The organism is Streptomyces sp. NPDC033216 (assembly GCF_055577115.1).
This window is the reverse complement of the sequence record NZ_JBVIQK010000009.1, coordinates 64,354-72,224: the sequence shown is the minus strand read 5'-3', so window position 1 is coordinate 72,224 and position 7,871 is coordinate 64,354. Positions and strand designations below refer to the sequence as shown.

At 72.8% G+C, this 7,871-nt stretch carries 8 protein-coding genes; all 8 read right to left on the bottom strand.

The window, feature by feature from the left end:
- Nucleotides 1–212 precede the first annotated feature (212 nt).
- The 8 genes from ACZ5Y0_RS18565 to ACZ5Y0_RS18530 all read right to left on the bottom strand — a co-directional run bounded on the left by ACZ5Y0_RS18565 (nucleotide 213) and on the right by ACZ5Y0_RS18530 (nucleotide 7,857).
- Complete coding sequence (locus ACZ5Y0_RS18565; RefSeq protein WP_469129745.1) at nucleotides 213–884, bottom strand: DUF3618 domain-containing protein; 672 nt, start codon at nucleotides 882–884, stop codon at nucleotides 213–215.
- Complete coding sequence (locus tag ACZ5Y0_RS18560; RefSeq protein WP_469129744.1) at nucleotides 860–1,273, bottom strand: phage holin family protein; 414 nt, start codon at nucleotides 1,271–1,273, stop codon at nucleotides 860–862. Before ACZ5Y0_RS18560 ends, ACZ5Y0_RS18565 begins: the two co-directional genes overlap by 25 nt.
- Before the next feature lie 10 nt (nucleotides 1,274–1,283).
- Entirely contained in the window at nucleotides 1,284–1,976 is a 693-nt protein-coding gene (locus ACZ5Y0_RS18555; protein ID WP_469129743.1) for a hypothetical protein, read from the bottom strand.
- 1,035 nt (nucleotides 1,977–3,011) lie between these two features.
- Complete coding sequence (locus tag ACZ5Y0_RS18550; RefSeq protein WP_469129742.1) at nucleotides 3,012–5,018, bottom strand: DUF2264 domain-containing protein; 2,007 nt, start codon at nucleotides 5,016–5,018, stop codon at nucleotides 3,012–3,014.
- Entirely contained in the window at nucleotides 5,015–5,149 is a 135-nt protein-coding gene (locus ACZ5Y0_RS18545) for a hypothetical protein (RefSeq protein WP_469129741.1), read from the bottom strand. The genes ACZ5Y0_RS18550 and ACZ5Y0_RS18545 overlap by 4 nt, the downstream gene beginning before the upstream one ends.
- The gene (locus ACZ5Y0_RS18540) at nucleotides 5,146–5,451 is read right to left on the bottom strand and encodes a hypothetical protein (RefSeq protein ID WP_469129740.1); all 306 of its coding nucleotides are present in this window, start codon (nucleotides 5,449–5,451) and stop codon (nucleotides 5,146–5,148) included. The genes ACZ5Y0_RS18545 and ACZ5Y0_RS18540 overlap by 4 nt, the downstream gene beginning before the upstream one ends.
- A gap of 377 nt (nucleotides 5,452–5,828) precedes the next feature.
- Nucleotides 5,829–6,944 carry a substrate-binding domain-containing protein gene (locus ACZ5Y0_RS18535; RefSeq protein WP_469129739.1) on the bottom strand — a complete coding sequence of 372 codons (1,116 nt, stop codon included), beginning with the start codon at nucleotides 6,942–6,944 and terminating at the stop codon, nucleotides 5,829–5,831.
- Between the two features lie 187 nt (nucleotides 6,945–7,131).
- Nucleotides 7,132–7,857 (bottom strand): hypothetical protein, encoded by a 726-nt coding sequence (locus ACZ5Y0_RS18530; protein ID WP_469129738.1) that lies wholly within the window; start codon nucleotides 7,855–7,857, stop codon nucleotides 7,132–7,134.
- Nucleotides 7,858–7,871 lie beyond the last annotated feature (14 nt).

The following is a 7,871-nucleotide window of genomic DNA, read 5'->3' as shown; positions in this document are numbered from 1 at the left end:
TGTTTCCCCCCCCCCCCCCCCCCCCTTCCCCCCCCCCCTCCCCCCCCCCCCCCCCCCCCCCCCCCCCCCCCCCCCCCCCCCCCCCCCCCCCCCCGGCCGTCTCGCATCAGCCGGGGAGGGCTGCGGAGCGGAGCGCGGCCGTCCCGCACGGGCTCCATGGGGCCGGCATCGCCTGCGCGTCCGCGTAACCCCCGGCAGACGCTTGGACGGACTCAGCCTGGTCCGGAGCTTCGCCGGGCCTCGTCCGAGAGGCTTCGGCCGGAGTCGCGTGCCTGTTCCTTGACCTGGCCGGCCTGGTCGCGCGCCTCGTCCTGTGTGGAGCGGGCGGCTTGCGCGGCACTGTCCTTCATCTCAGCGGCCGCGCTCTGCGTCACCTCCTTGGCGCCTTCCTTCAGATGCTGCGCGGCCTCGCCGGCGGCCTGCTTGACCGGCTCCATGGCATCGCTCTCCATGAGGGCGGTGGCCTTCTGCTGCTCGGCCTCGGAGGCGGGCAGCAAGGAGGAGGCCAGTACGCCCACGCCGAAGGCGACCAGGCCGGCGGCCAGCGGATTGCCGCGGGTCTGTCGACGGGCCAGTTCGGGCGCTTGCTGAACGGCCTGGCCCGCCTGGCCGGCGGTGTCCCGCACCGAGTCGGCCGCCCGTGTGGTGCCTTCCTGAAGGGAACCGGCCGCGGACTGCGCTGTACCGGTCACACCGTGCGCGGTGTCCGACGCCGTGCCCATGACCCGCTCGCGGATGCCCGACATGGCGCCGCGCATCTTCGCCTTGCGGCGGTGTACCGCCCGTCGAGGACTGGTGCGATCGGCGAGCCGGTCCACGTCCGCGGACAGTCGGCCGCGGGTGGCCTCGATCTCGGCCCTCATTTGGTCGGGTGACGTGCCCATTCCGCGTTCTCCTTCATGGTCTCGACGGTTCGCTCGGGCTTCGGGGAGACGGTGCTCATTCGTCCGCGGCCCTTCTGGTACAGAACGGCTCCGACGACGGCCCACACAGCGGCGACGATCAGGGCGGCCCAGCCCCCGTCCATCACGTTGGCCAGGCCGAGCACCGCGGCCAGCGACAGGAACAGCAGGACCATGTACCCGGCGAATCCGGCACCGCCGAACATTCCGGCGGCCTTGCCCGCCTTGGTCGCTTCTTCCCTGATCTCCGTCTTGGCCAGTTCGACCTCCTGACGGAAGAGCGTCTGGAGGTCCGCGGTCACCATGGACAGCAACTGCCCCATGGACCGGTCCTGTCCCAGCGGCTCGGCCGGGCCGGGCGTAGGGGACATCGAAGCCATCTCACACCTCCGGGTACGGACGGCCCGTCGGGCCGGCCGGCGGCGTACCGGGCTCCGGGGGGAGCGGTGGAGCGGGCGGTGCCTGGGGAGGGGGGCTGTGGACGACCCCCGGCGGGGAGCCGGTCGGCAGAGCGGAGGAGGTGGGGGCGTTCAGCCCCTGGTTCGTCGCTGCGGCGGTTTGCGGCGACCCGTCTCCACCGGACCGGGCGGCTCCTGCCACCCGCGCCAGGCGTCCGACGGCCATTCCGGCCAGCACGGCGCCCCCGAGGAAGGCGCCGGGCCGTCGGCGAGCGAAGCCCTGGAGGTCGGAGACGAGGCCGTCGACGCCCTTCCTGTCCAGGTAGTCGGCCGTCCGATGGCCCTTGTCGGCCGCCTGGGCCGCGAGGCTGCGGGCGGGGGAGTCCTTCTGGGCGTTCTCGGCCAGGCCGGAGAGGTCACTCGCCCACTGTCGCAGGGTGCCGGCGGCCCGCTTGGCCTGCTCCTCGGCCTCGTCCATCGCGCGGTGTCGCAGTTCGTCGATGGCCGTGCCCGCCTGCTGCCGTGCTTCACCTACCACGTTCTGAACCTGCTCCGCCGCGGTTCCCGCCACCTGGCTCGCGGCCTCTTTGGCCTGGCCGGCCGTTGCCGAGGTCTCCGCCTTGGCCTTTTCTCGGGTGGTCCCGGTCCCGGTTCCGGTCTGTATGGACTCAGTCATCGGCGGCTTCTCCTCATCGGATGTTCTGCGTCTACGGGAGCGGTACGCCGGACATCACACGTAACTGTCCGTTCTCAGGCCGAGTGGCCCTTTATGGCTATCTGACACATCTTGAGCAACTTAAAGAAGAATGTGACTCGGCTCCTCCCGCGCGAGGGGACTGTCCCGTCGGTGCGGTCTTCCCTGGGGATGCGGCGGGAGTGGTCGCCCGGAGCGGTGCGGGGAGGCGTCTCCGGTCATGACGGCTTGTGTCGGCTCTGCGGCGCCCCCCTCGGCTGGACGGCGCCCACCGCCGGGCTCGGCGGTGCCCACCGCCTGGGACCCGACCGAGTTTCTCGACGGCGAGGGGGAGCAGGGCACCGACCGTGCGCGTCCGTAGCGGCGAACGGGTTCGGCGGTCGCCCGGCCGCAGGCGGCCGGAGTGGGTCAGAGCATGCCGCCCCAGGATGCGGTGACCGGTGGAACGCGAGGCCGGCGGGCGGCCAGGCGGAGCGCCCGACGCGGTGCTCGCGCCGCAGGCGTACGCCCCCTGCCTCGACCGGGGCCGTGGTGCGCCGCGGCTGGTGGTGGGGGCATGCGGGAGCGGTCCCGCATGCCCTCGGCGCCCGTCTGTCGGTAGCGGCTCGCCCGGCGAGGGGGGTGACCTGGGGACGCTCCGGCGGACCGGCGCCACGGCCGGCCCTCGTCCACGACGAGCTGGGCCGGACGCGCCCTGCCGGTCGGGTGAGCGGCGCAGATCGGTGGGACGCGAGGGCCTCCTGCGGTCGGTGTGGATGTCGCACGGGCACCCCGTCCCGCCCTGGCCGCCGCCCTCGCGGCCGTCGAGGCCACCGTCGATGGCGACGTCGGCAACTCCGCGAGCGCCCGCAGGACGCACCACAGGCAGGGCGAGCGCCGGGCCGGCCCTGGAACGCCCCGCGAGGCGCCCCGATCCGCGCCGCCCCAAGGCCCGCGTCCACATGCACCGCACACTTCGCGACAAGGCGAGGACGAGCGGGTGTGTGGCCAGTGCACGCGGTGGAGGACACCGCGGTCCTACAGGTGATCTGGAGGGCACTCCGGGCCGGGGATCGGCACGTTCGTCGTGGCGCCGTCGGCCCATCTGATCCGCGCCACCTGCCCGCCGTCGCCCTCAGGACTGACGGTGAGGGCGGGGGAGGCGGGCGGCGCGCTGCCTCGCCGAAGGGCCACGACCGCGCCCAGCACGGTGTGGGCCGCGGGTATGCGGGTGGTGAGCCAGGGGATCGCGGTCCAGGTGCCCAGTGGGCTCGTGTCCTGTTCCACGAGCACCCCGGAGGCCTCATAACCCGTCAGACCGTACAGCCCGGAGGTGAGTTCGCTTGTCGCCGCGACCGCGTACGGCTCGCCCCGGGGCCGCGTGTCGTCCGAGGTCTCGGTGGCCGGCCTGATCGCCGCCGCCAACGGCCAGCCACCGAGGCGGAGTCTGATCGCGGGCCCCCGTGGGCCGGCCACGCGGACCAGTCGGATTTCGACACCGTCGCGCACCACCGACGCGACGGTCACCTCGGGGCCCGGCGTGACGGCACCGGTACGGCCCGAGCCGTGGTCAGCCGCGGTGTCGCCGGCGGCGTCCACCCAGTGCACCCGGCCCGATGACACCGCGGCCAGCACGCCGTGGGGCAGTTGTTCGGCGTAGCGGGTGTGGAACCCCGTCCGGTGGGATGCCCTGCCGTCCTGGTCCAGCAGGGCGAGTGTGTTGTCGACCGGGTCGTCCACCGTCGGTCCGGTCAACGGGGGCAGGGTCGCCGTGGAGTAGCCGAGCCGTGCGTACAGGGGCGCGTCGGTGCGCGGTTCGCCGGGCCGTGCGTGGTCGGTGCCGTGATTGAGGACGGTGACGATTCCCTCCCTGCGGCGTGCCGACACGAGCCAGCCCGGTGCCGTGACGATTCTTGTCTCGTCGTTCCGCTCGACGGGCAGTGGTTCCTCGGTCGCCGTCCAGACCGGGTGGTCGGCGGGCAGCATCAGTCCCAGCATGCCCTTGGCCGCCCAGTACGGGGAGCCGGGGCCGGAGTACGCCTGGCGCATGCCGGGCCACGGACGGTGCCAGCCGAGCGTCAGCAGTCCCTCGTCGTCGGGCACGCCGTGCCGGGTGAAGTAGTCCACCATGCCGCTCGCCGCCCGCCGGGTGAGCCCCGGTGCCAGAGGCGAGTCGCCGCTGATCGCCCCGGTCCACAGAGGTGCGGCGGCCGCGAACCGGTAGATCAGACTGCGGCCCTGCATCAGGGGCGCCCCGTCCGCGCCCACGAGGTGGACGGCGTCGTCGAGGTACCGCGCCAGGTCGGCGCCCCACGTGGAGCGCAGGCTTTCCGGGCAGAGCGATCCGGTGACGTCGAACAGTTCGGTCCACAGCAGGGGGTAGGTGTGCAGGGCCCAGCCCGTGTAGTGGTCGTAGGCGCGTTCCTGCCCGTCGGAGAGCCATCCGTCGGCGCGCCGCAGCGAGGCGTGCACGGCCAGGTCCTGCTCGATGTCGGTGGCGGACCACGGGCCGCCCGCCTCGCGCAGGAAGGATTCCACGACGATGCGGAACCAGACCCAGTTGATGGGCGGATAGGGCCGGCCGATGACCGAGGACAGCCATTCGACGGTGGTGTCCCTGACCCGGTCGTCGAGGCGGTCCCACAGCCAGGGCTTGGTCAGTTGGAGGATCAGGGCGATGGACGCGGCTTCTACCTTGGCCTGGTCGAGGTGGTCCGGGCGGGGCCAGGCCTCCGGGTGACGCGGGTCGGTTCCGGCGGCGAGGCCGGCGGCGTAGCGCTCGAGGAGCCCGGTGGGATCGGCGCCATGTTCGCCGGCGATGCGGAAGCCGGCGAGCAGGAGGGAGCGGGCGTAGCCCTCCAGACCGTCGGAAGCGGGGCCGTAGGAGCTGCTCGGGCCGGGCAGCAGGATGCGGGCGCCGCCTGGTGACCGGTGGGCGTCGAGTGCGGCGAGCAGCCGGTCGGCGAGGGCCGTCCAGTGCCGGCGTTCCCACCCGGTGTACGGCGAGAGGCCGTCAGGGCGGCCGGGGGCCGGCGGCAGGCTCATGCCCGCACCGCCCGATCGTGCCGGGTGACCGGACAGAGCGCGGGCAGGCCGGCCGCGCCGCGTTCCCGTTCGGTCAGGACCACGGCGAAGCGCACCACCGGTAGAACCTCGGCGTCGGTCGCGGTGGTCACGAGGACGCCTCGGTGGCGGACGGTGTCGTCGACGTGCGGCCGCACGGATCCGCCCCGTGCCGCGCCGCCCTGAGGGGGGAGGCCGTCTCGAGGATGTCCTCCTCCGGGCCGTGGCAGCCCCGGGAGGCGATCAGCACCCCCGCCGCGGGGAGTCGGCGCGGAACACGCGGTGAGGGGAGTTCGTCCACCGCGACCGCGTCGTCGGGGGTCGCGGTCGCAAGGAGTCGGCGCCCTCCCGCCGGACCGGACCGGGTGCCGAGTGCCCGGCCGTCCATCACCGGCGTGGGCTCGGGGTGACTCACTCGGCGCTTCCTGCGCCGCGACGCCGGTGTGCCACTGCCGCTGCGGCAGGACGAAGGCGGCGACGAGGGGGACCATGGCGAGCAGTGGCCCGCGAGCGGAGCACGCCTCCGCGTCGGCGGGTTGTCCGTGCAGCACCATGGCTCTCCCCTGTACGAGTGACTCGGTCACTTCAGCGTCTGCCGGTGTTCGGGTCAACACCGGGAATCACATCGATCAGAATCGATCACAAGCGTTGATCCCGTCATACGACGACACGTGACGATACGGACCTTGGGACGTGGGAGAAGTCCGGCCGACCAGCGCCAGGAACGATGAAGGAGGCCTGGTCGCCCGGCCTGCCGCACGCGGACCGTCCGACCTTCGACGCCACCGGCGGCTACAGCGCCTCCGGCCTCGGGACAGTCCCGCAGGACTCCCGGACCACCACGTTCGGCCACAGTTCGGTGCGGTGCACGGGCCATTCCCCGCTGATGTCGGCGAGCCTGGCCAACGCCAGTTCGGCGGCGGTCATGCCGAGACGGTGCTTCTGCGGACGCAGAGCGGTCAGGGGCGGATCGGAGGCCGCCCCGATCTCGTCGTCGTAGGTCACTATGGCCAGGTCACCGGGAACGCCGATCCCCAGGTCCCGGCCCCGCTCGATCAACCCGATGGCCTCACGGTCCGAGTGCACCAGCAACGCCCGGACGCCGAGGTCGCGGCTGCGCTCCAGAACGCCGGTGTACGCCTTGGCCCAGCCCGGAGCCCCGTAGGAAGGCACCTCGATGTCGAGGTCCAGGTGGGAGGGAAGCCCCAGGGTGTCCACCGCCTCCTGCCAGCCGGTGCGAAGGGCCCTGCTCGTGGGGCTCTGGCGCGTGGTGATCAGCCCGACCCGGTCGTGCCCCAGAGTGACCAGATGACGGACGGCGAGACCGGCACCGAGGGCGTGGGCGGTCCTGGCGGTGTCCAACGCGAGGGTGAGCAGTTCCCGGGGCGGCCGGCGTTCGACGAGGATCACGGGCACCGTCAGCGAACCGAGCCAGCGCAGTACTTCCCTCGCCGCGTCTCCGGTCGTGGCGGGGGCGACCAGCAACGCCTGCACCCCGCGCTCCAGGAGGGCGCTGACCTGCCGACGGTCCTCGGCCGGGTCGTCCCAGCGGGAGGCACGCATGATGAGCCTGCCCTCGGCTGCGGCCACGGCCGTGTGGGCACCCTGGATGACCTGAGGCCAGTAGTACTCCACCGAGGGCACCACCATGCCCACCAGGGCACGCGTGGCCATCGGCCCGTGGGCGCCGGACACGACTTCCCTCATCGGCTGGGTCTGTGAGCGGTGAGGGAGCGCGATACCACCGTGCACGCGCTGCACCAGACCGCGGTCCGCAAGCAGCGTGACGTCCCTGCGTACGGTCACCGCGGTGACACCCAGAGGGGCCACCAGATCCGACAAGCGCACCGTGCCGTGCTTGCGTACGGCGGCGAGGATCATCTCCTGACGCTCTGCTGCCAACGGCATCGATGGGCACCCCCTCTGCATCCGACGCCTCACCCCGAGGCCGACGGTGACCTGACATTAGCTTCGTGATCGAATCGCCGACACCGAAAGAATTCGGTCGCCGGAGTTGCCGCGCGGCTTCCAGGACGCGTCGTCGCCCGGGCCCGCGAGGACGTGTTGCCCCTGCGCCAGTTCGCTCGTGCCACCTTCACCGGCTGCCAGCCCGGCCGACGGCTGCCGCGGGGGCGGCGAGGACCGGTGCGAAGCGGCAGTTGTGCCAGACCACGAAGAGCACGCAACCAGGCAGCACGGCCAGCCCCATCAGTGGTGCCTGGTTGATGAGGAGGAGCCCGGAGGTCACCAGGCCGAGGTTCACCAGGGCGAGCGGCCAGTGCCGGAGAACCGCGTACGGCGCCAGGATGAGGGCCTTGAGGCCGGCGCGCCGGGTGGCGTCCGGGTGGGCCAGGGCGACGATGCCGGACAGGGCGGCCAGTACCGCCGTGGTCGCGGCCATGGGCAGGAGCGCCGGCCCTGCCGGGGTCGTACGCAGTGCGATGGCGTCGACCACAGCCGCGGTCAGCAGCAGGAGCGCCGCACCGGAGACGCGCAGTGCCGTGCGGAACACTCGCGCGTAGGCCTGTGCGAACGCTCGGACGGATGCCTCGCCGTCCGCGTCCGCCTGCTCGAGGTAGGCGAAGGCCGCGGCCACGGAGGGGCCTGTCAGGAGCAGGAGCGGGCCGAAGAACAGCGGATGCTCCCAGGGCTGATGGCACACCCGCAGGGCGGCCAGCAGTGGCAGGTTGGCCGTCACCACTCCGAGGTTGATGACCAGGACGCGGTGGACGTGGGCCCAGACGAGTTCCCAGGAACCGTGGGCGACGTTGAGGCGCAGTCGTGGGCCTGCGTCGGGTGCGGTGGTGTGTCTGCCGGTCATGGCCCCTCCTTCCG